This window comes from Streptomyces inhibens (assembly GCF_022221585.1).
Lineage (GTDB): Bacteria > Actinomycetota > Actinomycetes > Streptomycetales > Streptomycetaceae > Streptomyces > Streptomyces inhibens.
Window position 1 is genome coordinate 4,674,019 of sequence record NZ_CP084681.1, and the last position, 23,730, is coordinate 4,697,748.

Consider the following 23,730-nt stretch of genomic DNA (forward strand, 5'->3'; position numbering starts at 1 on the left):
GCACATTCCGCGTGCGCGGGGCGAGGTGCGCTGGTCAGGGGGTGGGTGAAGGCGAGCGGGCGGGGGCGAAATCCGGGCGGATCAGGCCCGTTGGGCCGATCGGGGGGCGCACTGTACGGAACGCCCCCTTCATTCTTGACCCGGGCTCAACTATGTTCGTATCTCGTTGGGGTGCACCCTCTCGTCGGTACGCCCCGACCGTCAGGGCGGGGAGTCTCCGGGGGGAGACGTCATTACCGGGGGATCGACTATGCACATTCAGGGCTCTCAATGGCCGACAGCCGTCGCTATGGCACATGCCTCGGACGGCAGCGGCAGCAGTAACGGCAACAACAACGGGGGCGGCGGCACCATCGGTGCCGGCGGCCGGAGCACGCCGCTGCGGGTGGACGCTCAGCGCAATCTGGAACATGTGCTGCGCGCCGCGCGCGAGGTGTTCGGCGAGCTGGGGTACGGCGCGCCGATGGAGGACGTGGCGCGACGGGCCCGGGTCGGGGTCGGCACGGTCTATCGCCGCTTCCCGAGCAAGGACGTCCTGGTCCGCCGGATAGCCGAGGAGGAGACCTCACGGCTGACGGACCAGGCGCGTACGGCGCTGGGCCAGGAGGACGATCCATGGTCGGCGCTGTCCCGTTTTCTTCGTACGTCGGTCGCCTCGGGTGCCGGACGGCTGCTGCCGCCGGGCATTTTGCGGGTGAGCGCGGACACCGACCGGTCCGCGGAACCGACGGCGGACGGCACGGACGGGGCCCGGGTCCCGGACGGGCTGGGCGAGGCGCGGGTGCCGCAGCAGCGGACCGCGTCCGGCGCGGACGGCGCACCGGCCGATCTCCGGCTGGTCACCCAGAGCGAGGTACCGAAGGCCGAGCCGGCTCCGGGTGCCGAGGGCACGCCGCAGACCACCGGGGAGACAACCGGGGCCGAGGCGCTGCTGGAGGTCGTCGGGCGGCTCGTGGACCGGGCCAAGGCGGCCGGTGAGCTGCGCGCCGATGTGACGGTCTCCGACGTGCTGTTGGTGATCGCCACGGGCGCGCCCACGCTGCCCGACCCCGGGCATCAGCAGGCCGCGTCCACGCGGCTGCTGGAGATTCTGCTGGAGGGGCTGCGTTCGCGCCCCGCCCGGTGACGTCCGCCGGCCGGCCCCGTCCGGAGGGACCCGATCGCCGGGTCCGCCGGGCGGGACGGCGTGGCGCGACGGTGTCGTCCCGGGGCCGCGGGGCTCTGTCGCCGCGCGCGGAACGGTGCGTACGGGCTCCGTCCGCGAAGTGGCCCATAAGGGGTCCGCGCACGGTATGGCCCGTATGCGCAATATGGCCCGTACGGGTGAACGCCCGTGCGGTCGTCCACGATCCCGCCCCGGATGAGTGGTTGACCGTCACGACCCTGAGGCGCCGGGGCGCGATGTGGCACGCTTGCGCGGTGTTCCGGTGTGATGGCGGCTTCGGGGGCCTGGGCAATGGGTGTTGACGGGCGGGACGAGCAGCGCGACGGCAAGCCCTGGGCGGGCGGGAGCGAGGCGACGCCGCCCTCGCAGGTTCCCGGCCAGACCGGGCCGTTGGGGGCGACTCCCCCGGCGGGCGGGCCGACCGAGCGGCACGACCGCGCCGGTGGCCCGGCGGGCGGGGCCCGCAGCGTGCCGCCGCAGCGCGAACCTGCCGGCCGGAGGACCCCGGCCACCGATCGCGAGGGCGCGGAACTCCCGCCGTCCGACGCCCAGTTGATCGCCGATATGCGGGCCGGCGACGACAGCGCGTACGAGGAGATGTACCGCAGGCACGCCGCGGCGATCCGGCGCTATGCCCGCAGCTGCTGCCGGGACGTACACACCGCGGAGGACCTGACCGGCGAGGTCTTCGCCCGCACGCTGCAGGCGGTGCGCGGCGGTGCGGGCCCGGACTCCGCGGTGCGCGCGTATCTGCTGACGACCGTCCGCCGGGTCGCCGCTTCCTGGGCGAGGACCGCACGGCGGGAGCAGCTGGTCGAGGACTTCGCGGTGTTCGCGCTGACCTTGTCCGGATCGTCCATGGACGACGACACCTTGGACCTGGGCGCGGATGTGCGCGCCCTGCACGAGGCCGAGCAGTCGATGGCCGTACAGGCGTTCCGCAGCCTGCCGGAGCGCTATCAGACGGTGCTGTGGCACACCACGGTCGAGGACGAGTCGCCGAGCGAGGTCGCCCCGCTGCTCGGGCTGACCGCGAACGCCACCGCCGTATTGGCGCACCGCGCCCGGGAGGGCCTCAAGCAGGCGTATCTGCAGGCGCATGTCAGCCGGTCGCTGACCGACGGCGGCGACTGCGCCCGGTACGCCGACCGGCTCGGCGCCTACGCCCGTGGCGGGCTGCGGATGCGGGCCGAGCGGGGGCTGCGCAAGCATCTGGACACATGTGTGCGGTGCCGTATGGCCGCGCTGGAGGTCGAGGACGTCAATCAGCGGATCGGTGCGCTGCTGCCGGTCGCGGTCGTCGGCTGGTTCGCCGCCGGGTACGCGGTCAAGGCGGCCACCGCGGCGGTGGGTGTCGCGGGCGCGGGTGCGGCGGCCGGGGCCGGCGCGGCAGCGAGTAGCGGCTCCGGTGCGGCGAACGGTGTCGGCGCCGCCGTCGGTGAGGGCCTCGGCGCGGCGGTGAAGGTCGGTATCGGGGTCGGGGCGACGGTGGTGGCGGGCGCTGCGCTCGCGCTGGCGCTCACCGGCAGCCCGAAGCCGGCACCCGAACCGCAGGCCGGGCCCCCTCGGCCGGCCCCGGCCGCGCCACACACGCCGTCGCCCCGGCCGCCGCAGAAGCCGCTTCCGCCGGCGGTCGGTGCCGCGCCGGCCCCGACGCCGGCTACGACGCCGACGCGCGAGCCGAGGCCCACGCCGACGCCGAAAGCGACGCCGACGCCGACACCTCCGACACCTCCGACACCGACAGAGCCGACGCCCCGGCCGACGCCGACCTCGACCTCGACGCCGACCCCCGAGCCCACGCCGCCGAAGCCCAGCCCGAAGCCGCCGCTGCCCACGCCGACCCCCTACCGGCTCAATGCGCTCGACCACGACTTCATGGGGGACGGCACGAAGCCGGAGGTGCGCACGATCGGGAGCGGCTGGATGTGGCAGCGGCAGTCACCCAGGATCGACGGCACGACGTATGCGCACGGGGTGAGCGTCCATGCGCCGTCCTCGGTGATCATCGATCTCCATCGTCAGTGCACCGCGTATGACGCCGTCGTGGGCGTCGACGATCTCAGCCTCGGGCTGGGGGCGCTGCGCTTCTCCGTCTATGCGGACGGAGTGCGGCTGTGGCGGTCGGCGGTGGTGCACGGCGGGGAGCCGGCGGTGCCGGTGCATGTCCCGTTGGCGGGCCGTAGGACGCTGCGGCTGGTGGTCGATCCGGTGACGCCCGTCGGCGTCATGGCGCTGGGGGACTGGGCGCAGTCGCAGATCAGCTGTCGTTGACGGCGTCGATGCGCGGCTCCAGCAGGGCGACGACCTCGGCGGGGGCGAGTCGTGCGCCCTCGGCGTACAGCGCCGCGTATCCGCCGTCGTATGCGCCGTCCAGCTCGGCGCGCAGCTCGTCCGCCATGTGCCGGGCGTCCTCCTCGTCGGGGACGGTCCTGGGCAGTTCGCCGCGCCAGGCATCCGCGGCGCCCAGCAGCCGGGCCGCATCGCGCGGACGGCCGGCGCGGCGCAGCGCCGGTGCCGCGCACTCGGCGACGGCCGCCAGCACGGGCTGGGTGCAGTAGAGCGTCAGCCCCGAGCTGAGCGCCTGCCGGCACTGGCCGAGCGCGCCTGCGAGATCGCCTGACTCCGTCGCGATCCGGCCCGCCAGTGCGTCCAGGACGACCGTGAAGTGGGGCGGCGGGGTGCCGAGTGCGGCGGCCGCGCGCGCCGCCTCGCATGCCTCGCGCGCCTCCTCCGGCAGCCCGCGGCGGAGCGCGATCCGGGCGCGCAGCGAGTGGTTGAACGCCCGCGGGTCCTGCACTCCCCACTCGGCGGCCTGCTCGTCCGCCCGCACCAGCTCCTTCTCCGTGGCGTCCACATCACCGCCGGCGAAGTGGAGTTCGGCCAGCCGGGAGAGGATGAACGGCCCCTCGGTGTACGCGCCCAGCTCGCAGGTCAGCGCGAGCGCCTCCTCGTAGGCCGTACGCGCCTCGTCGTAGCGGCCGCGGATCTGCCGCAGCTCCGCCGTGGCGGCCGCGACCTGGGCGAGCATCCAGCGGTCGCCGACGCTGCGGGCCAGCGCGGTCAGCTCCCGCTCGTCCGCCTCGGCCGACTCCAGGCCACCGGGCAGATCGATCGCGATATGCGTACGGAACATCAGCGAGACGCCCAGCTCCCAGGCGCCGCCCAGCTCGCGGGTGGTGGCGACGGCGCCGTCCATCAGCGGCAGGATCCGGTCGTAGCCGCCGAGGAAGAAGGCGGTGAACGGCCACAGCAGGCCAGGGAAGCGGGCGCTGCGCGGATGCCGGCGGCGGTAGGCCGTCAGCAGCCGGGCGACCAGGGCGCGGTTCTCCGGGTTGTCGTAATCGCGGTCGAGCTGCTGGTCCTGGAGCAGGAAGAAGAGCAGCAGCCGCAGATCCATCTGCGGCCACAACTCCGGATCGGTGTCGTCGAGGTCTTCGGGGGCGGGGCCGAGGGCCGCGACCCGCTCCACCCAGGACGCGCCCTCCTCGCGGTAGTTGCGCAGCCACCAGAACCAGCCCATGGCCAGGGCGACCCGATGTGCGGTGTCCGTGTCCCGGTCGGTGAGCGCGCGGTGCAGCACCGCGCGTACGTTGTCCAGCTCGGCCTCGATACGCGTCAGCCAGGGCAGCTGCTCCGCGGAGCGGATGCGCGGCTCGGCGTCCGTCACGAAGCCCAGGAAGTGGCCGGTGTGCCGGGCGAGGGTGCGCGCATGCTCCTCCGGGTGGCCGGCGGCCCGCTCCCGGGCGTAGGCATGGATGGTCTCCAGCATCCGGTAGCGGGGCTCGGCGCCCCGGTGGTCGACGACCAGCAGCGACTTGTCCAGCAGCGCCCCGAGCCGGTCGAGCACCTCCTCGCCCTCCTCGCCGCACACCGCCTCGGCCGCCGCGAGGGTGCAGCCGCCGGCGAACACCGACAGCCGGCGCAGCAGTGCGCGTTCGGGCTCGTCGAGCAGGTCCCAGGACCAGTCGACGACCGCGCGCAGCGTCTGCTGGCGGGGCAGCGCGGTCCGGCTGCCGCTGGTCAGCAGCCGAAACCGGTCGTCGAGCCGGCCGGCTATCTGGCGTGGGGAGAGCAGCCGCAGCCGGGCCGCGGCCAACTCGATGGCGAGTGGCAGTCCGTCCAGCCGGCGGCAGATCTCGTCCACCGCCGCCGGGTCCTCCGCGGCCCGGAAATCGGGCCGTACCGCCACCGCACGCTCGGCGAACAACTGATGCGCGGGCGCCGGCGGCAGCGGCTCCAGCGGCCGTACGACCTCGCCGGGAACGCCCAGCGGCTCCCGGCTCGTGGCCACCACGGTCAGCCCCGGGCAGTGCCGCAGCAGCAGATCGGCCAGCTCGGCGGCGGCGCCGACCACATGCTCACAGTTGTCGAGCACGAGCAGCAGTCTGCGTGGTGCGCAGTGGTCGACGATCCGGGCCACCGGGTCGGTGTGCTCGACGGCCGTACGCGCCTCCATGGCCGGCGAGAAGACGGCGGTGTCGCGCCGCCCGAGCGCGGACAGCACGGCCCCCGGCACCGCCTCGGGCGCGTCCAACGGCGCGAGCTCGGCGATCCAGACCCCGTCGGGATGCTCCCCCGACAGAGACCCGCCCAGCTCCTCGGACAGTCGGGTCTTGCCGGAACCGCCGGGTCCGGTCAGGGTGATCAGCCGTACTTGACGTTTCATCACTTCGCTTTGCAGCGAGGCGAGTTCGTCCTCCCGTCCGACGAAGGAGTTGAGGCGGGTGCGGAGGTTGCCACGCCGAGGCCCCGCATCGGAGGTCTTCGCCTCCCCCGGTTCCGCGCTCTGTGCCAGCAACTGGGCGTGCAGGGCGCGCAGTTCGGGCCCCGGGTCCGTCCCCAGACGGTCCGCGAGCAGCTGCCGGGTCTCCTCGTACGCGGCCAGGGCATCGGCGCCCCGCCCCGCGCTCCGCAGCGCCCGTATCAGCTGGCCCCGGAACGGCTCGTCCAGAGGATGGTCCGCGGTCAGCTGCCGCAACTCGGGCAGCAGCTCCTCGGCGCGGCCCAGCGCCAGGTCCGCATCGATCCGCCGGTGCAGCGCCGCCAACCGCAGCGCCTCCGGGCCACGGGCCGCATCCGCCCCCTCCGGCAGATCCGCCAGCGCGGGCCCCCGCCACAGGGCGAGCCCCGCCCGCAAGGTCTCGGCCGCGGCCGCCGCATCGCCCTCCTGCAACTGCCGTGTGCCCATGGCGACCAGCCGCTCGAACCGATGCAGATCGACCTCGTCCACCTCGCCGACCAGCCGATACGCGCCCGGCAGCGACTCCACGGCCCCCTTGCCCAGCACCCGCCGCAGCCGCCCCACCAACGCCTGCAACGCACCCGGCGCATCCAGCGGCGGCCCGTCCACCGCCCACACCTCATCGATCAGCGTCTCGACCGCCACCGGCCGCCCGCCCCTCAGCGCCAGCGCCACCACCAACGCCCGCACCCGCGCCCCGCCCAGGGGCACCGGCGCTCCCCTGTCGTCCAGGACCTCCGTCGAACCCAGAATCCGATACTTCACCCGGCCATTGTCCAGTCCCATGGCTCCGCCTGCCGGTTATCCACAGCCCGGTCGCGGAACGGCGGCCTGATCCGGGACGGGAGGGGGCGAGGGTGGGGGTGGGCCGGGCCATCCACCCCGCGGCCACCGGGCGACGAACAGGAACCCCGCTTACGACAACCGCGCACGCGGAACCACTCCGCCCGCGACCGCCCGCTGCCGCGCGACCCCCTCGGCCCCCACCCAACACGTGCCCCGCCGTGCCACCAGCCGCCGCAACCACAGCTCCGTGGAGACCAGCTCGGCCAGCCCGTCCAGCGGCAACGCGGCCCCCTCGGCCGCCGACCGCAGCGCCTTGCGCACCACCCGTGCCTCGACCAGCCCCGCATCGGCGAGCAGCGGTGCGTCGAAGAGCCCCACCAGGTCGCCGACGGCCCCGCGCAGCCCGGCGCGTACGGCGGCGGCGTGGGTGAGGTGCGAGGTGGCGCCCCATCCGGGCGGCAGATCCCGTACGCCGGCGCCGGCCAGTACGGAGCGCAGCACGGCGGCCCGGGCCCCCGGCTGCACCCGCAGGGTGTCCGGCAGGGCGCGGCAGGCGAGGACCACCTGGTTGTCGAGGAAGGGGGCGTGCAGCCGCTGGTTGCGGACTTCGGCGGCCTGCTCGAAGACCCGGTGGTCGGCGGCCTGGCGGGCCAGTGCGGCGCGGGCGCGGCGCTCACCGGGGCGGCCCACGGCGGGCGAGCGGGTCGCCGCGTCACCGAGACGAACCGATACTTCGGCCAGCGCCTCTCCCGTGAGCCAGCGCGCGGCCGGACCCGGCCGGCACCAGGCGAGCGCGGCCAGCGAGGCGTCCACGGCCCCGCCGGCCAGCGGCTCGTCGGCGAACTGCCGCTCCAGGAGGCGGCGCGCGGTATCGGCGATGCCGTCCGGGTACGGCGTACGGGCGAGCCTGCGGGCGGCGCGGTAGACGGTGAAGGGGACGAGGACGGACTGCGCCGAGGGGCCGTCCGCCTTGGCCAGCGCGGTGACCGGGCGCAGCAGATGGCGTCGGCGGCGGTCCATGAGGAGGTCGGCGAGGCGGGCCGGGTGTGCGTCGAGGACCTGGCGGGCGCCGTGTCCGACGAAGTGGTCGGCGCTGCCGGCCAGCAGTCGTCGGCGGTGGCGGCTCGCGGTGGTGAGGGAGGGGCCCGGCTCGTCCGTGAGCGGGCCGCTTTCGAGGTCCGCGTACGGGAGGGCCTCTTCGCCGGCCGCGACGACGACGTGGTGCAGCCGCGGGTTGTCGGCGATGCTGCGGGCGCGCTCCAGCTCGGCCTCGCGGTGGGCCTGGTCGCCGTTGGTGGCACGGTCGTTGAAGGTGACGGCGAGCAGGCGTTCGCCGTGGCCGCCCAGCCTTCCGGGCCGCCCTGGGAGGCCGGCGGCCAGGAGGGCGAGGGTTGCGGAGGCGCTGCCTCCGGAGAGGTCGGCACCGATGCCGGCGGCCGGTGCACCGCGTGCGGCGCGCCGCTCGGCCGGGCCCATGCCGGGCACCGGCCCGGGGTCGAGACCGTCGAGTCCGTCCGGGTCGGGGGCGTGCCGGGGGACGGCGAGCCGGGCGCGGACCGCCTCGACCAGGGCGTCGCGGACCCCGTCGACGGCTTGCTCCGGGGCGAGTTGGGGCGCGGCGACGGCGAGCGAGGCGGTCGGTTCGTAGGAGGTGATGTCGCGGACGCCGCCGCGCAGCACCAGGGCGTGACCGGGCGGGATCCGGCGGACCCCTTCGTACGGCGTGCCGGCGCCGAGTGCCTCGGGGGCGTCCGGGCAGGCCAGCAGCGCGGCCAGGTGGCCGACGTCGAGGCTGGCCTCTATCAGGTCGGCGAGCGGGAGGGCGGCGGTGGCGTAGGCGGTGCCGCCGGCCCAGGGGGTGTGGAAGACGGGGCGGGCGCCGGCCAGGTCGCCGGTGACGGTGATCCGCCGTCCTACCTGGACGACGGCGGTGTAGCTGCCGGGCCAGGCAGTGAGGTGGCGCAGTGCGCCGCCGCGCGCCGCGAAGAGGCCGACCCGCAGCTGGTCGTCGGTGGCCCCGCACACACCGAACACGGCGAGCCGGGTCTCGGGGTCGGCCTGTACGACGCGGACCTCGTCCGGCCGCCAGTCGCCGACCGCCCACAGGGGGTCCGGGTCGCCCCACAGAAGTTGGGCGCCCACGGGCTGGACCGCGCGGCTCTCCGCGCCGGCTTCCGCCCCTGTGGCGGCCGGCCTCGTGGCGGCACTGCTCCACCCCACCAACCAGCGCATCGCCGCCTCCACCCGATTCCCCGTCCGCCGGGGCCAACGGCCGCCCCGTACAGCGGATCGCCGAGCTGTCGCCCAGCTGTTGTGCCGCCCATGCTGCCATGACAGCGGCGCGGCGGAGGTGTCGAAGAAGGCCCGTATACGGGCAGTTCACGGCGCGGACGGGCCACGGACGGCCGGCCGGGCGGCCATGGGGCACCATGGGCGGGCCGCGAACGGCGGAACGGACGAGGCACGGAGTGCCTGCGCGACGGCCGGATGAGCCGGGCCCCGACGCGCGGGCGGATCGCGCGCCGGGCGGTCCCCCGCATCGGCCCCGGGAGCCCCCCGTGTGGCTCCCGGGGCAGCCCGGAGTACGCGACGGCGTGAAATCATCACCCGTCGATTTTCGGCCAAAGTCCGTTCCATACAGTCCAGTTGACGTATGCGGGTGCCACGTCAACCGGTGACACGACCGGTCGGCGACCGGCCTGCGCGACGGTCCGGGAAGCGGGCTTCGCCTCCCGGACCGGACCGTCACCCGCGGGGAATGAGGTGACGGTGTCCCCCAGCCCACTGGATCCAGTGCAGCGGGCCGACCCACGCAGAAGCCATGGAAGCGCTCCCGATAACGGGCGGCCAGCGCGCACGGGCGGGCGCACGGGCACACGTACCCGGAGCACATGCCAATCCCCGCACCCCTGTTTGAACATGAATCTCGCCATCCGGGACACCGGCTCTTAACGGTCGGGATCCGGCGAACTACTCTGGGTGGACGCATGCCCCGGGGTACCGGGGCGGCTGTCGGTGTGTCGAGGGGTGCGCATGTCCAGGGATATACGCGGGCCGAACGAGAAGCTCGGCACCGTTCTCGCCCTCGCGGGTATCAGCAATGCCGGACTGGCACGCCGGGTCAACGACCTCGGTGCGCAGCGCGGACTGACGCTTCGTTATGACAAGACGTCGGTGGCCCGGTGGGTTTCCAAGGGCATGGTGCCCCAAGGCGCCGCGCCCCATCTGATCGCGTCCGCGATCGGCAGCAAGCTCGGCCGGCCGGTGCCGCTGCACGAGATCGGGCTGGCCGACGCGGACCCGGCACCCGAGGTCGGCCTGGCGTTTCCCCGCGATGTGGGCGCCGCGGTGCGCTCCGCGACCGAGTTGTACCGTCTCGATCTGGCCGGTCGGCGGGCCGGCGGTGGCGGCATCTGGCAGAGCCTGGCCGGATCCTTCGCCGTCAGCGCATATGCCACCCCCGCCTCGCGCTGGCTGATATCGCCGGCCGACAGTTCGGTGGCGCGGGAGGCGGCCGAGGCGCGTGACAAGGACGCCGCGGCGGCCGGCGACGCCGGAATCCCGCAGCACGTCGGCCACAGCGACGTCAGCAAGCTGCGCGAGGCGGCGGAGGACGCGCGCCGCTGGGACTCCAAATACGGCGGCGGGGACTGGCGTTCGTCGATGGTCCCGGAGTGCCTGAGGGTGGACGCGGCGCCGTTACTCCTGGCCTCGTACAGCGACGAGGTGGGCCGCGCGCTGTTCGGGGCGACCTCCGAACTCACCCGGCTCGCGGGGTGGATGGCCTTCGACACCGGCCAGCAGGAGGCCGCGCAGCGCTACTACATCCAGGCGCTGCGGCTGGCCCGCGCGGCCGCCGACGTCCCCCTGGGCGGGTATGTCCTCGCCTCGATGTCCCTCCAGGCGACCTATCGGGGCTTCGCGGACGAGGGCGTCGATCTCGCGCAGGCCGCCCTGGAGCGCAACCGCGGTCTGGCCACCGCCCGCACCATGAGCTTCTTCCGCCTGGTGGAGGCGCGGGCACAGGCCAAGGCCGGCGAGGCGCGCGCCTGTGAGGTGGCGCTGAAGGCCTCCGAGGGCTGGCTGGAGCGGTCCCGCGGCGGCGACCCCGACCCGTCGTGGCTGGACTTCTACTCGTACGAACGCTTCGCCGCCGACGCCGCCGAGTGCTACCGCGATCTGCGGCTGCCCCGACAGGTCCGCCGCTTCACCGAGCAGGCGCTCTCCCGCCCGACCGAGGAGTTCGTCCGCTCGCACGGTCTGCGTCTGGTGGTGTCCGCGGTCGCCGAACTGGAGTCCGGCAATCTGGACGCGGCGTGCGCGGCGGGCACCCGCGCGGTCGAGGTGGCCGGCCGGATCTCCTCGGCCCGCACCACCGAGTACGTCCGCGATCTGCTGCACCGCCTGGAGCCGTACGGCGACGAGCCCCGGGTGGTGGAGCTGCGGGAGCGGGCCAGACCGCTGCTGGCGGCGCCGGCGTAGTGGGCGGGCGGCCCCTGGAGGGACTGCCGCCTGCTCGCGGCCACGCGGCCACCTGCCGGTGAGCATCGCCGGTGCGGCATTGCCCGTGCGGCATTGTCAGTGCCGACCGTCATGATGGGATACGTCGTCGGCGATGATGCGCAGGTCCGCGGCGACGGGCGGGCCTGCGGTCATGCGGTTGGGGAGGTGCAGTGGCGGCGTACGACTGCGATGTGCTGGTGATCGGTGCCGGCATCGTCGGACTCTCTACGGCCCACGCGATCACGCGGGCCGCGCCGGGCACGCGCGTCGTGGTCCTGGAGAAGGAGCCCGGACCGGCCCGCCATCAGACCGGGCGCAACAGCGGCGTGATCCACAGCGGCATCTACTACCCGCCCGGCTCGCTCAAGGCCCGCTTCGCCCTCCAGGGCTCGGCGGAAATGGTGAAGTTCTGCGCCGAACACGACATTCCACATGAGGTCACCGGCAAGCTGATCGTCGCCACCGACCGCAGCGAGCTGCCGCGGCTGCACGGCCTGATCCAGCGCGGCCGCGAACACGGCCTGCCGGTGCGCGAGCTGGGCCCCGCCCAGATAGCGGAGTACGAACCCGAGGTGCGCGGCCTGGCCGCCATCCATGTCGGCACGACCGGCGTCTGCGACTTCGGCGCCGTCGCCCGCCGATTCGCCGCGCTCGCCACGGACGCCGGCGCCCGGATCCGGTACGGCGCCGAGGTGACGGCGATCGGCCGCCGCCCCGGCCGGGTCGCGGTCCGTACGGCCGACGGCACGGTCCACCGCGCCCGTGCCCTGGTCAACTGCGCCGGTCTGCACTGCGACCGGATCGCCCGGCTGGCCGGCGACGCCCCCGGCATGCGGATCGTCCCCTTCCGCGGCGAGTACTTCACCCTCGCCCCGGAGCGCGCCTCCCTCGTCCGCGGCCTGGTCTACCCGGTGCCCGACCCGGCCTTCCCCTTCCTCGGCGTGCATCTGACCCGCGGTATCGACGGCGCCGTGCACATCGGCCCGAACGCCGTCCCCGCGCTGGCCCGCGAGGGCTACGACTGGCGCACGATCCGCCCCACCGAACTGGCCGGCACCCTCACCTACCCCGGCTCCTGGCGGATAGCCCGCCGCCACTGGCGCTACGGCGCCGGCGAACTCCACCGCTCACTGTCCCGGCAGGCCTTCGCCGACGCGGTCCGCCGCCTCCTGCCGGCCGCCCGCGAGGAAGACCTGGTCCCCTCCCCGGCCGGCGTCCGCGCCCAGGCCGTCCTCCCCGACGGCACCCTCGTCGACGACTTCCTCTTCGCCGAAACCCCCGGCATGATCCACGTCCTCAACGCCCCGTCCCCGGCGGCCACGGCTTCGCTGCCTATTGGGCGGGAGGTGGCACGGAGGGTGTTGAGAGTGGTGGAGACGGCCTGACGACGCCCTGAAGGCCAGACGTCCCGGGTGAAAACCGGCTCCCGTACGAAAATCGGCTCCCGGTTCCTCACCGCCCCCGGACGAACCGGGAGGGAGCGGGGACCGGGAGCCGGGAGGGGGGATCAGCCGGGCGGAGGGCGTCAGCCGGTGGGCGCCTTGAAGGCCTGAACGCTCGGCCGGTCGTCGCTGATCCGCTCGCCCTGGATGAAGAGCGTGTTCTCGTTCCCGTTCCAGGCGAGCGACATGCTGTGCGGGGCGGGCAGGGAGTGCTTGGGGTCGTAGAGCGTGCCCATCACCTTCTCCTTGCCGTCCCGCAGAGCGATGGACACCAGCACCGGATCCCGGCTGATGGCACCGGTGTCAGGCGAACTGGTCACCGCGATCACGCCTTCGGAGTCGATCCCGGCGACGGCCGCCGAGCCCCGCTTCTTCCACAGCAGCTTTCCGGTCTTCAGGTCCAGGGCCGCGAGGCCGTCGGAGGCCCCGTAGCCGGTCACCAGAACCAGTTCGTCTTCATCGACGTAGGTGTTGCGCGGCTCGAAGTTCAGCTCCTTCAGGTCGCCCTCGATCTTGAAGGTCTTGTCCGGCTTCCCGTCCTTCGTGTACGTCGAAATGCTGCGGCCGGCATCGATCGCCCCGGCCTCATCGCTCATGAGCAGAGTCAGCGGCCAGTCCGCCAGGATCCGGTCCACCGCCCGGCTCTCACCCTTGACCGTCGAGTGGATGCTGTCGTACTCCAGGTCCTGCAGGATCAGCTCCTTCTTCGGCTTCGCGTCGGCGCAGTCGCTGGCCACGGCCTGGTACTGGGGGCTCATCCCCACCGTGGTGGTGCAGTCGTGACCACGAGAGATCAGATGCCAGACCGGCGCGCCACGGGTGATGGTGAACCCGGTGTACGTCCGTCCGATCATGACGGCGACGACCTTGCTGTTCACCACCACCTGGGGCCGGTCCTCACGGGCCCCCTCGGCCTTGAGGTTCTTCGACCACAGCGTGCGCCCGGTGTCGGTGTCGATGACGGAGAGGTAGGAGCAGTCGTCGCCGCCCGCGTCGAAGACCACGGCGCCGACACCTTCGTCGCTCGCTTCCTTGGACATGGCGCAGACCTCGCCCGCGCCCTTGGGCGTCTTGGCCGTCCACTTCTTCTTGCCGGTCTTGCGGTTGTAGGCCCGCACGCCCTCGCCGTCGCCGAAGATGATGTCGTCATTGTTGAACCACATCGAGCGCAGGCCGTTCTCGTCCTGCCCTTCACGCTGGGACCCGGGCGACGGCGCCTCCCACAGCCGAGGCATGGCGTTCGCGGGCCGGTCCGCGGCCGGGTCTGCGGAGCCTTCGCCCGTGAAGAGGAAGTACCCCCCGACACCGGCCCCGATCAGCACGACCATCACGATCGCCAGGATGAGCGGCACGGGAGCCCCGCTGCGAGCCGGACCGGGCGGCTGCCCCGGGCCTCCCGCGAACGGTGCCGCCATGGGCCCGCCGGGGAACGGCGGCTGCCCGGGGACCTGCCCGGGTGCCTGGCCCTGCTGCCCGTACGGCGGGGGTGGCTGCTGACCTGCCGGCGGAGGGGCGTAGCCCTGCTGAGGCGGCGGCCCCTGGGGCTGGCCCATGGGCGGGGGAAATTGCCCCGCACCCGGCCCGGCCTGCCCCTGCGGCTGATACCCGGGCGCTCCCATGTACGGTCCGGGCTGCTGCCCCTGCGGCGGGACGGGCGGCGGCGGAGCCGTCTGACCCGGTGCGGGCGGGCCGGCGGGCGGCGGTGCGGCCTGACCCGGGACCGGCGGGCCGGCGGGCGGCATTCCCGTGGCCCCCTGACCCGCCGGAGGCGGCCCCTGCGGATACTCAGCGTTTCCCTGGCCACCCTGCGACACGATGAACAGACCCCCTGGTTCGGTTTTGCCACGTAGGCCCCGCATCGTATGCACGCCACAACTCACCGCGCCAACCCCCGTTTCACCAGGGATTTCTCCCTGTCCGCCCCGCCATCACCTGGGAAGTCCGGGTTCGCCGCCGGTCCGTCCGCCCCCTCCTCCTTCCCCCGTAGAATCGGACGCACTGTGTCCGAGAACCCCACCGCCCCCGCCACCACCGCCGCGGAACCAGACGCTCCGGAATCCGCCGCCGTGGCCGCCGTCCGGCCTGCCACCCCGGCCCCCCGCCGCAGCGAGCCCATGTTCCCCGACGGGACCGGGCCCGCGGCCGACCCCGCGGGTTCGCACCACGAGCGGCGGATCCGTTCCTTCCAGCCCCGCCGTAGCCGGGTCTCGCCCACCCAGGCCGATGCGCTGCGCCGCCTGTGGCCGACATGGGGGCTGGACATCGACGGGCTCTCCCGTATCGATCTCGACGCGTTCTTCGACGGGCGGCCGGTCGTGCTGGAGATCGGCTTCGGCATGGGTGAGGCCACGGCACAGATGGCCGCCGCCGACCCGGACACCGGCATCCTCGGCTGCGATGTGCACACCCCCGGCCAGGGGAATCTGCTCGGTCTCGCGGAGCGGAACGGCCTGTCCAACATCCGGGTGGCCAACGGCGACGCGATCATCCTGCTGCGCGAGATGCTGGCCCCCGCCTCCCTCGCCGGCCTGCGCGTCTTCTTTCCCGACCCATGGCCCAAGAAGCGCCACCACAAGCGCCGCCTCATCCAGCCGGAGTTCATCGCCCTGGCGACCACCCGGCTCGCGCCCGGCGCCCTCGTCCACTGCGCGACCGACTGGGAGCCGTACGCCGAGCAGATGCTCGAGGTCCTCTCCGCCGAGCCGACGCTCGAAAACCTCTACCCCGGCTATGCGCCCCGTCCGGACTTCCGGCCGCTCACCAAGTTCGAGAGCCAGGGCCTGGACAAGGGGCATGTCGTCCACGATCTGCTCTTCCGCCGCCGCGGCGCGTAAGGCGAACGCCCCTCGCTAGGGTCGATGGGTGTACCCGTCCCAGCCGCCCCCGCACCCGCCCGTCCCTCCCCCGTACACACCCCATGCAGACGAGCCGTGCCCCACACCCGGGCACGGCCGGACGCACGAGCGCTCCCGCACCCGCCGCCGGACGGCCCTCTGGCACAGCAGATATCTCCGTGCCACCGCTCTGGTCTCGCTGCTCGCGCTCTCCGGCGTAATGATCACCGGACTGGTCCGCCAGGAGACGGGTACCGAGGGCTTCCTCGTCGGCCTCGGACTGGCCGTCTTCCCCGTGCCGCCCCTCATCGCGGCGTTCTGCCGGCTCGACCGCATCGAGCCCGCGCCCTGGCGCAACCTCGTGTTCGCGTTCACCTGGGGCGCCTGTGCCGCCACCCTGGTCGCGCTCCTCGCCAACGGGTTCGCCACCGACTGGCTGGCCGCCAACATCGCCGCCGCCTCCCCCTCCGAGGCCGAGGCCTGGGGCGCCACCGTCATCGCTCCGGTCGTCGAGGAGGTGGTCAAGGCCGCCGCCATCCTTCTCCTCTACCGCTTCCGCCGACGCGACTTCGACGGCATCACGGACGGCATCGTCATCGCCGGCATCACCGCCACCGGCTTCGCCTTCACCGAGAACATCCTCTATCTGGGCAACGCCTTCGGCGAGGACCAGTCCCTGGGCCACTCCGGCCTGGACTCACTCACCGCCGGCACCTTCTTCATCCGCATCATCGTCTCCCCCTTCGCCCACCCCCTCTTCACCATCCTCACCGGCCTCGCATTCGGCATCGCCGCGACCCGCTACCCCCGCCGCCGCGCCGCCCGCACCGCGCTCGCCCTGCTCGGCCTGCTCACCGCCGTCCTCCTGCACGCCATCTGGAACGCCGCCTCCACCCTCGGCGACCTCGGCTTCCTCACCGTCTACGGGCTCTTCATGGTCCCGCTCTTCATGGCCCTCACCTGGCTGGCCATCTGGGCCCGCCGCCAAGAACTTCTCTCCCTCCACAGCTACCTCGCCCCCTACATCACCGCCGGCTGGCTCGCCCCCGCCGAGCCCACCGCCCTCTCCTCCCTCAAAACCCGCGCCCTGGCCCGCGACATGGCCCGCCGCACCCAAGGCCCCGCCGCCGCCCGCGCCGTCACCGAATACACCACCCTCGCCACCACCCTCTCCTTCCACCGCCGCCGCGCCCACCTCACGGGCCCCACCCCCGACTTCACCACCCGGGAACAGCACCTGCTGCGGCATCTACGGCACTATCAGCGGTGGGGGCAGCCGGCGTTGGAGGGTGCGTTGACTGCGGCGCATCAGGCGTATGCCCCATCACCGCGGCCGCAGGGTGAAGCCCGCAAGCGATGTTCGGACCACAGCAGCTCCGCACAGGACAGACGCCGTTAACCAAAGCAGCCCTTCCCCCACTGCTGCCCAACCGCCGCGTTCCTACGTTCTGAGCCGCTCAGCCGCTGATTCCAGGTGGTGAGCGGCCGGCAAGTGAACCCTCCCGAACTTAGTAGCAGGACTGAGTTCGAGCGTCGCGAATTCTAATGGCGGGTAGACATCCGCAAGCAGCTTTTCAGTGGGAACTTTCCGACCCCCATCCCCTCCTTTCCTGAATTTCTCATTTCCGACACGGAGACTGAGAGCCTTACTGCCCACCCAGGCGTCCACACGGAATAGCGCATCGGCCAGCGGATGCACTCGGAGATCAACACCCTGACTGCGGAGTTCCACAACTGTGTAAATCTCGCGAAGGAAACTGTAGTACGCGTTGCCCACTCTCCATCTCATGGCATCCCTCGCCAAGGGAAGGGGGCATCCTTCCGCCACAATAGCTGACACCTTTTCGCGGGCAGGAATACCTAACATCTCACGACCAAGCGGGCTACCGTCGGCAAATCGCCGAAAGTCCTGGTACGCAGGAAGGCTCTGCATCTGCTCCATGCAGACATGAAACATGTGAGTAAATGCAAAATCAGGGTGCCAGTCGACAATGGCTCGCACAGCCTCCGCATCGGCGCGCCGCACCCCGCCGAGAGCATGCTCCGTACGCCCGCAAACCGACTTGACATCAGCCGGCGTCAGCTCATACACGAGTTTCGATTGATGCTGCATGACAACCGGCACAACCTGAACACGGCGGCGATCTTGACGCCATGCCTCATAGATCTGCTGGGTACCGCTCGATGTGCAGAACTGTCGCAGCACATCCTCAGCCCGCGTGTCCACGCCCCGCCCCTCCGATCCGCCATCAAATCGCCTCAGAGACACGGTAGTTGAAAGACACGCCGAGACGCACCCGCAGTCGACTGGACGCGTCAAGGCGAGCGATACTGGCACGCCCCGCATCCCAGACCCACGCCCCAACGAGGTAGACGACGTGCTTCCCGAGGATCAAGCCGCAGCAGTCAGCTTCGCGGCCACTTCACTGCCGGGCCAACGCGACCACGAACTGCTGGAAGTGGCCGAATGGTTCCGAAATGTGCCTGACATGGCTGAAATGTTCGCATCATGCATTAGGCAAGCCATCGACGAAGTGCTCGATGGCCAGCGTACGGGGCGCTTCGACATCTCACACAAAGAGGAAGTAGCGAGCACCGAAAAGACGTACCTCGGAACAAAAGTGGAAATCATCGTACGCGCCGCATTCAGGCTTCCCCGTGGCGCGAAAATGGACTACCGGGTCGCAGGGCACGATGTAGACGCCAAGTGGACCATCGGAAGCAACTGGACCATCCCATTGGAAGCCAACGGGCACATCTGCCTCCTGATGTCGGCCAGCGACAGAAAATCGAAATTTCGCATCGGGCTCGTACGCATCCGGGATGAGCACTTGAATCTCGGAAAGAACCGCGACGGGAAGCGTTCACTGTCAACCATGGGGCGATCGGCCATCGAATGGCTGCTGCAGGACGGAGAGCTCCCCGAGAACACACTCCTTAGCCTCCCTGACGCAGACAGGGAGGCCGTATTCCAGAGTAACAGTGGGCAAGCGCGCATCAACGAGCTCTTCTGTCGCGTTCAAGAACGGATCGTCAGCCGCAGCACGGTGCTAACCGTTGCACGCCAAGATGACGGCCTGAAGCGCGTTCGTGATGCACGCCGACACTTGAGGGGAAAGGGAATCATAATCCTCGGCCATCAAGACGGTCACCCAGATATCGCGATGAGCCTTAACTTGCCCGTCCCGAAAAAGGGATCGTGGGTGTCAGCCTGCGTAACTGAAGTACCAGAAACAAGCGAACGGCTTAAGGTGGCTATTGGCGGGAGGTTCTACTCAATTTTGGGTCGCGTTGGCGACGTTCCTGCCGCTCCATCCCACTACTAAACCAGGCAAGAGCACACAGTGATCGACGAAGCCGGAAGGCGGCAAGAGGATCCGTCCACCAGCAAGGGCTGGGTACCACCAGAGGGTTCATGGGCATCCTCAGCAGCTAACCGCCGGAACATGCAGGCGATTCGAAGCCGCGACACCAAGCCGGAGCAGGTCATCCGCCGACTTGTCCACGCTCAGGGCCTGCGCTACAGGGTCTGTGATAGGCCGCTAGCGGACCTTCGCCGGACGGCAGACATGGTCTTCCGCCCCGCGAAGGTCGCGGTGTTCATCGACGGCTGCTACTGGCATGGCTGCCCTGAGCACTACGTCCCGCCAAAGACCAACTCTGGTTACTGGTCAGACAAAGTGGCGGGGAACATCGCGCGCGACCGGGACACCGATCAGCGTCTTAGTGAAGCTGGCTGGACCGTACTCCGGTTCTGGGAACATGAGTCACCCGACGCCTGCGCTCTCCAGATCGCTTCGACGGTCAGCAAGCTTCGCCCCAAGCGGGCGTGACGGCGCAGGAACGTCAAGCAGACCGCTCTCTCCCTTCTCCGCCGCGGCCATCGCCTGTCCAGCCTCCAGCGCCGCGATGATCTGTTCCCCGACAGCCCTTGCGACCGGTGGTGGGAAAGCGTTGCCGACCTGCCGGTATGTAGCGGTCTTGCGGCCTGGGAACTCCCATTCCGCCGGGAAGCCCTGAATGATCGCCGCCTGACTCACTGTGAGCTTCGGGCCACGCTCCGCATACAAGTCACGCTCCGGATGCTTTAGCTCGGCCGGCTCATTGGCAACTCCCAGGCCGCAGACTCCAAGCTTCCGCCATGCTTCCTTGGCGCGCGTCGGGCCAAGGTCGGCCCCGCCGTGCTTCTTGGAACCGCCGACAAGCGTCGGAGCGATCGTGCCCAGCTCCGCTTGCTTGCGCCACTTCTCGTAGGCACTCTCCCAGCGCTCGGTGTAAGCGCCCTTCCACCGCGGATTCTCGCCGCTCTCGCGGAAGCGCTGGAGCATGGAAGGAGCCAACGCCTCAGCTGTCGTGATCAGCTTCGACTTCTCCGGCTCCGTCCACACGAAGTGCCGGGCGTAGTCCGAGCGCATGGCGACCAGGATGGCTCGGGGTCGCAGCTGCGGGACTCCGTAGTCGCAGGCTTCGAGGACCTTCCAGTAGCAAATCGTGTATCCCGCCTCTTCAAGGCGTTTCCGGATCACGTTCTCGCGATAGTCCTCGAACTTCTGGTCCAGCAGGCCGCGCACGTTCTCGATCATCACAGCTTTGGGCTGCAGCTCGTCGACCAGATCGAGCATGGTCGGAAACAGATCCCGCTCGTCGTCCTGGCCAAGCTGCTTGCCTGCGACGGAAAACGGCGGGCAGGGGACGCCACCGGCGAGCAGATCCAGCGTGCCGGGCTCCAGCTTCAGCGTCGCCGGGTCGAACTCCGTGAGATCGGCTTCGATGACCTCGCAGCCGTCCCACTCCGGATTACCCTCGACGTTCCGCCTGAGGGTTGCGCACGCGCTGGCATCGATCTCGATCAGTGCCCGGTGCTTGAACCCTGCCTCGTGCAGACCGACGGCTTGGCCTCCGGCACCTGCGCAGATCTCCACCGAGGTGAACGTGGACTCAGTGCGGGTCATGCACCCTCCTTCCAGACTTGCCACGGCGGACACTCTTCGCGATCCGCCCTTACAGAGGGTGACAGACCCCACTGACAATTCGTCTCCCCCAAGTGTGCGGCACACTCCACCTTGCTCAGATCACTCCACACACCACAGCGAACACGCATACGATATTGCCTATGCGGAGCCCAGCGTGGATGTGGGATGAGTTGCTGCTGGCGTGCGCCCTGGTCGTCGAGAACGGCTGGCGAGAGCTCCGGGAAGGAGATAGACGCGTCAATGAGCTGTCTAACCTGCTGCGCTCGCTTCCGCTTCACGGCGACGCGGCTCGCGGTATCCCGAAGTTCCGGTCTACCGGCAGCGTGAGCCGTAAGGCTACCGACCTGGCCACAAACCACCCCGCCTACCAGGGGAAGGCCACGAGGTGCGGCCGCCTCGACCGGGAGATGATTGCCCGGTTCACCGCCAACCCTGCCACCATGCTCAAGGCCGCGAAGGCCATCGAGGCCGGGATTGGCTCCGGGGAACTCGCCCGAATCCCCGAGCAGCCGGACGAAGTAGGGGAGGACGGTGCCGCCGCACTCGAAGGCCGCCTCCTTGCGCGGTGGACCATCGCCCGCGAGCGGAACCCCAGGCTCCGCCGCCGTAAGATCGACGCAGCGCGCCGCATCGGACAGCCCCTTCAGTGCGAAGTCTGCGACTTCCACTTCGGGCGCTTCTACGGTGACCTCGGCATGGACTACATCGAAGTGCACCATGTGCTGCCCCTCCATGCTTCAGGGCCTCGCGAGACCGAACTCGAAGACCTTGCATTCCTGTGTTCCAACTGCCATCGCATGTGCCACAGAAACCGCCTCGGCGAATCATGGCGTACACCCAAGGCTCTGCGCGCCGAGATCGCGGAGCACGGTGCGGCCAACCGTCCGTATATGCCGCCGCTGGCTGAAGCCGCCATCAAGCAGCTTCCGGCTCAGCCTCGTAATGCATCTGGGCGCGGTCCAGGAAGTCGTCAGGGTCCCCGCCCTGTGCCGTGAGCCAATGGAGCAGATCTGCAATCAGGTTTGTCACAGCGTCCTGCAGCACAGGAGCACCGCCGGGAAGCGCCATCACCGGGACTCCGGCCTGGCGGCTGTGACTTTCCAAGATGGCCCCACCACGGCGGATGCGGCGGCACGGCTGAGCCGCCTCCACCGAAAACTCGCACCAGACCGCTTTGCCTGTCGCGGTGATGGCCGTTCCCCAGTCGGTAATCATGGCCGCTAGCAGGTGCAGGCCCCGGCTGCACACAGCTTCGCGCTCTGGGCTCGACGTGATGGGCACAGCAAAGCTCTTGTCGTGCAACTCGATGCGTAGACGTTCGCCTTCGGAATCCATCACGAGAGTAGCTGCGGCTCCCTCTCCCACATGCCGGATGACGTTGCTGACGAGTTCGGTGAACGCCAGCTGGACTTCATCGGTAAGGCCGACGACTCCCAGACCGTCAACTGAGTTCTCACGGCCTTCCGCAGTTCTGCGATTTGAGTCGGGACTGCCTCGAATGACAGTACGCAACGGAGTCGGGGTTCGGTGATCTCGCGGCTGGACATAGCCGCACTCCCTCCCGCGCCAGGGCAGCACTGCGCCTGTCGCATCCGTACGGCTGCGCTGCGTAGCGCTTCGCTTACGAGTATGACAGCGAGAAGTCTCTCCATGTAACTTCTCACAGAACTCCATCGGGTGAATCTGCTAGTACGTCAACTTCGTGCAGTCATAGCCTTGTTGGTGCTGGCCAGCCGGAAGGCCAGCAAAGAGGGGAGTCGCACCATGGCAGCCAGGGCAACCACGCGTCGGCGTCAGCTTGGCGCGATGCTGCGCAAACTGCGCGCCCGCAAGGGGATGACACTGGAAGAGGCAGGGCGGCTCGTCGATGTCTCGAAGGCCACGGTCAGTCGCTATGAGACTCAGGAAGGTCCGGTGAAGTGGCCTGTTGTCGATGCACTGTGCCGCGAGTACGGAGCAAGTGAGGCCGAACACACAGTCATTGTCGCTCTGGCGAGAGATGCGAAGCGGCAAGGCTGGTGGAGCTCTTTCGCAGACTCTATTCCTGAGAGCATGAATCTGCTCCTCACATTGGAGGACGAGGCGGTACGGGAGGACCACTTCGCCTGCCTGTACGTTCCTGGCCTCCTGCAGACCCGTAGCTACACCGAGGCCGTACAACACGCGTCGGAGATGCGGCTCCCGCCAGACAAAGTCGAGCGCCTTGTGGACATCCGCATGAAGAGGCAGGAAATCCTCGACCGAGCCAAGCCCCCGCACATCTGGGCCATCATCGATGAGTCCGTGATCCGGAGGGTTGTCGGGTCGCGTGAGGTCATGCGTGAGCAGTTGAGGCATCTGCTGCGAGCCAACGAGTCGTCCGAGATCACCCTGCAGGTGCTGCCTTTTGCCAAGGGAGCACATTCAGCCGCCATGGGAAGCTTCGTGATCCTCGGCGGTGCCGAGCCCTCGCTCGATGTGGTGTACGTAGACATCCACGTTGGTTCGATCTTCATGGAGAAGGAAGAGGAGCTGGAGCGGTACCGGCTTGCCTTTGACTATCTCCGCGCCCAAGCGTTGGACATGGCCGCTTCTTCAGTCCTAATTGAACACATATACAAGGAGCTGTGATGCAGGAAGTGCCCATAGCAGCTGCTGCGGACACCTGGTTCAAGTCGTCATACAGCGGCGCCAGCACGACCGAGTGCGTCGAAACAGCGTTCCGGGCGGAAAAAATCGCCGTCCGTGACTCGAAGAACCCCACCCGCCCCGTGATCACCTTTTCGGGGGATGCCTGGCTGCAGTTTCTCCGTGCCGTACGAGGTGCGGGCCTGTGGTAACGGACCGCAGTGTCATCACGCTTGCCGCCAAGCCGAAGGCCTCGAAATCTTGCCCGACCTGCGGCGTAGGGTCGGGAGGACTTGTCCGCTGATGAGGAGGTTCTGGTGATGGCTGGGTTTCCGACGGCAGCTGTGGCCGCGGGTGGGATCGTAGGCGGCTACGCCGTTGCCCGGTGGACCAAGAAGAGGCCGCTCGGGGGTGTGGCGTTGGCGGCGGCGGGGGCCGTGGCGGCGCGGGGGTGGCAGCAGAAGGCCGGGAATGCGACAGCGGCTGCGTTGAGTGGGGCCTATGTGGCGGCGTTTGCCGGGTCGCATCCGTTGGCGAAGAAGATCGGGGCCTGGCCTTCGGTGTTCGCGGTGGCGGGTGGGGTTGCGCTCGCGTCGTGGGTGGCGGTTGATCGTCGTCGGGCGTAGGCCTGGTCCGGTCACGGAGGGCTTGTACGCGTACGGGGCGGGGCGGGGCG

18 protein-coding genes are annotated in these 23,730 nt (G+C 70.4%); 12 read left to right on the forward strand and 6 right to left on the reverse strand.

Going from position 1 to position 23,730, the window contains the following annotated elements; translation table 11 throughout:
* Positions 1-250: 250 nt before the first annotated feature.
* A complete protein-coding gene (locus KI385_RS21350; protein ID WP_238573793.1) occupies positions 251-1,126 on the forward strand; it encodes a TetR/AcrR family transcriptional regulator in 876 nt (291 codons plus the stop codon).
* Between the two features lie 330 nt (positions 1,127-1,456).
* Complete coding sequence (locus KI385_RS21355) at positions 1,457-3,439, forward strand: sigma-70 family RNA polymerase sigma factor (protein ID WP_238573794.1); 1,983 nt, start codon at positions 1,457-1,459, stop codon at positions 3,437-3,439.
* Here the strand turns inward: KI385_RS21355 and KI385_RS21360 are convergent.
* Complete coding sequence (locus KI385_RS21360) at positions 3,426-6,674, reverse strand: ATP-binding protein (protein ID WP_238573795.1); 3,249 nt, start codon at positions 6,672-6,674, stop codon at positions 3,426-3,428. The genes KI385_RS21355 and KI385_RS21360 overlap by 14 nt on opposite strands.
* A 150-nt stretch (positions 6,675-6,824) precedes the next feature.
* Positions 6,825-8,927, reverse strand: a complete 2,103-nt coding sequence (locus KI385_RS21365) for an asparagine synthase-related protein (RefSeq protein ID WP_238573796.1) — start codon at positions 8,925-8,927, stop codon at positions 6,825-6,827.
* 801 nt (positions 8,928-9,728) lie between these two features.
* On the opposite strand from KI385_RS21365, the gene KI385_RS21370 reads away from it, so the two are divergent.
* Positions 9,729-11,177 carry an NsdA family TPR-like regulatory protein gene (locus KI385_RS21370; RefSeq protein ID WP_018092687.1) on the forward strand — a complete coding sequence of 483 codons (1,449 nt, stop codon included), beginning with the start codon at positions 9,729-9,731 and terminating at the stop codon, positions 11,175-11,177.
* A gap of 191 nt (positions 11,178-11,368) precedes the next feature.
* Positions 11,369-12,583: an L-2-hydroxyglutarate oxidase gene (gene lhgO, locus KI385_RS21375; protein WP_238573797.1), complete on the forward strand. Its 1,215-nt coding sequence runs from the start codon at positions 11,369-11,371 to the stop codon at positions 12,581-12,583.
* 140 nt (positions 12,584-12,723) lie between these two features.
* On the opposite strand, the gene KI385_RS21380 is transcribed toward lhgO, so the two are convergent.
* Positions 12,724-13,992 (reverse strand): outer membrane protein assembly factor BamB family protein, encoded by a 1,269-nt coding sequence (locus KI385_RS21380; protein ID WP_238573798.1) that lies wholly within the window; start codon positions 13,990-13,992, stop codon positions 12,724-12,726.
* Positions 13,993-14,640: 648 nt separating this feature from the next.
* Here KI385_RS21380 and trmB point away from each other — a divergent pair.
* Both trmB and KI385_RS21390 read left to right on the forward strand, forming a co-directional pair.
* Positions 14,641-15,474 (forward strand): tRNA (guanosine(46)-N7)-methyltransferase TrmB, encoded by an 834-nt coding sequence (trmB, locus tag KI385_RS21385; RefSeq protein WP_238573799.1) that lies wholly within the window; start codon positions 14,641-14,643, stop codon positions 15,472-15,474.
* Between the two features lie 28 nt (positions 15,475-15,502).
* Positions 15,503-16,873, forward strand: coding sequence for a PrsW family intramembrane metalloprotease (locus KI385_RS21390; RefSeq protein ID WP_238573800.1), 1,371 nt, complete (start codon positions 15,503-15,505; stop codon positions 16,871-16,873).
* A 42-nt stretch (positions 16,874-16,915) separates the two neighbouring features.
* Here the strand turns inward: KI385_RS21390 and KI385_RS21395 are convergent, their stop codons facing one another.
* On the reverse strand, positions 16,916-17,701 hold the full coding sequence (locus KI385_RS21395) for a hypothetical protein (RefSeq protein WP_238573801.1): 786 nt from the start codon (positions 17,699-17,701) through the stop codon (positions 16,916-16,918).
* Positions 17,702-17,852: 151 nt separating this feature from the next.
* Here KI385_RS21395 and KI385_RS21400 point away from each other — a divergent pair, with 151 nt between their 5' ends.
* Both KI385_RS21400 and KI385_RS21405 read left to right on the forward strand, forming a co-directional pair.
* A complete protein-coding gene (locus KI385_RS21400) occupies positions 17,853-18,800 on the forward strand; it encodes a NaeI family type II restriction endonuclease (RefSeq protein WP_238573802.1) in 948 nt (315 codons plus the stop codon).
* Positions 18,801-18,821: 21 nt separating this feature from the next.
* Entirely contained in the window at positions 18,822-19,307 is a 486-nt protein-coding gene (locus tag KI385_RS21405) for a very short patch repair endonuclease (protein WP_281066983.1), read from the forward strand.
* Here KI385_RS21405 and KI385_RS21410 read toward each other — a convergent pair.
* Positions 19,242-20,426 (reverse strand): DNA cytosine methyltransferase, encoded by a 1,185-nt coding sequence (locus KI385_RS21410; RefSeq protein ID WP_238573803.1) that lies wholly within the window; start codon positions 20,424-20,426, stop codon positions 19,242-19,244. The genes KI385_RS21405 and KI385_RS21410 overlap by 66 nt on opposite strands.
* 179 nt (positions 20,427-20,605) lie before the next feature.
* Between KI385_RS21410 and KI385_RS21415 the strand changes: the two genes are divergently transcribed.
* Positions 20,606-21,442 carry an HNH endonuclease gene (locus KI385_RS21415; RefSeq protein ID WP_238573804.1) on the forward strand — a complete coding sequence of 279 codons (837 nt, stop codon included), beginning with the start codon at positions 20,606-20,608 and terminating at the stop codon, positions 21,440-21,442.
* Here KI385_RS21415 and KI385_RS21420 read toward each other — a convergent pair.
* Positions 21,363-21,959 carry an ATP-binding protein gene (locus tag KI385_RS21420; protein WP_238573805.1) on the reverse strand — a complete coding sequence of 199 codons (597 nt, stop codon included), beginning with the start codon at positions 21,957-21,959 and terminating at the stop codon, positions 21,363-21,365. The genes KI385_RS21415 and KI385_RS21420 overlap by 80 nt on opposite strands.
* A gap of 252 nt (positions 21,960-22,211) precedes the next feature.
* Between KI385_RS21420 and KI385_RS21425 the strand changes: the two genes are divergently transcribed.
* The 3 genes from KI385_RS21425 (at position 22,212) to KI385_RS21435 (ending at position 23,680) form a co-directional block, all read left to right on the forward strand.
* Positions 22,212-23,057 carry a helix-turn-helix domain-containing protein gene (locus KI385_RS21425; RefSeq protein WP_238573806.1) on the forward strand — a complete coding sequence of 282 codons (846 nt, stop codon included), beginning with the start codon at positions 22,212-22,214 and terminating at the stop codon, positions 23,055-23,057.
* The gene (locus KI385_RS21430) at positions 23,057-23,266 is read left to right on the forward strand and encodes a DUF397 domain-containing protein (protein WP_238573807.1); all 210 of its coding nucleotides are present in this window, start codon (positions 23,057-23,059) and stop codon (positions 23,264-23,266) included. Before KI385_RS21425 ends, KI385_RS21430 begins: the two co-directional genes overlap by 1 nt.
* A gap of 108 nt (positions 23,267-23,374) precedes the next feature.
* Positions 23,375-23,680, forward strand: a complete 306-nt coding sequence (locus KI385_RS21435; protein WP_238577782.1) for a hypothetical protein — start codon at positions 23,375-23,377, stop codon at positions 23,678-23,680.
* Positions 23,681-23,730 lie beyond the last annotated feature (50 nt).